At 36.0% G+C, this 827-nt stretch carries 1 protein-coding gene; it reads right to left on the bottom strand.

The features are described from left to right. Positions 1-158: 158 nt before the first annotated feature. A complete protein-coding gene (locus V7112_RS18225; protein WP_335422476.1) occupies positions 159-656 on the bottom strand; it encodes an AAA family ATPase in 498 nt (165 codons plus the stop codon). Between the last annotated feature and the right edge of the window lie 171 nt (positions 657-827).

The following is an 827-nucleotide window of genomic DNA, read 5'->3' as shown; positions in this document are numbered from 1 at the left end:
AGTTTATTTTCATGGTAGTTTAAGTGTACCACTTCACAAAGTTACTTCGATATTAACATAGATACATTGAAACTTTTCTTACTCACATTTCATTTTAAATCATATAGCACCTCCCAGAACAAAAGGTACTCTGTACACACGAATCATTGAACTCCTTGTTATTCTTTTCCGCTAAACTCTAAAATATTTAAACCCTCGGATGCCTCTGGTACTTCAAAAAATTTAGTAACATGAATAAACACCGCTTCAGTGTCAAAAGCTGCTCTTTCGGGTTGTTCGTTACGCCTTTGTGCAATTTGACGTAAGCATTGGTCGTTCTCTAGATTAAGGAAAATTAGTTGATGGTTTGCATTGACCTCTGACGCCATATCCAAAAACCACTTTCGCAGTTTTTGAGTGTTAGCTGGAAAATCCATCACTACATCTGTACCGACACTTAATATGTTTTGGACATGCTTTTTCACCAACGGCTTGAGCTGCGCTGAGAATTTTAGATAGTCCTCAAATGATGCAATCTGATTGGGATAAAGAGATGAAAGCCATTCATCCTCAGACAACAGTACCGCATGTTTATCTATCGCCAATTGTTTTGATTTAGTTGATTTTCCAGCTCCCATTTTTCCACAGAAAAAGTATAGCGTCCCCAATTGTTTCATATTTTTTAACCCCCCGTGCTTATTTTAGTTTAAACTTTTTACTTCGTTAGTTCCCATAGACTTTCTCCCCTTATTAATATTTAGACGTTAAGATTTATATCCAATTTACTTATTCTACCAATTCTGTTTATATTCCTTCTTTAACAAACCTGCCCGTTAGCCATCCATGAA

Source organism: Bacillus sp. JJ1566 (assembly GCF_036962685.1).
GTDB lineage: Bacteria > Bacillota > Bacilli > Bacillales > Bacillaceae_L > Ferdinandcohnia.
Note: the sequence above shows the minus strand (reverse complement) of the source record. Positions and strands in the feature narration are given on the sequence as shown.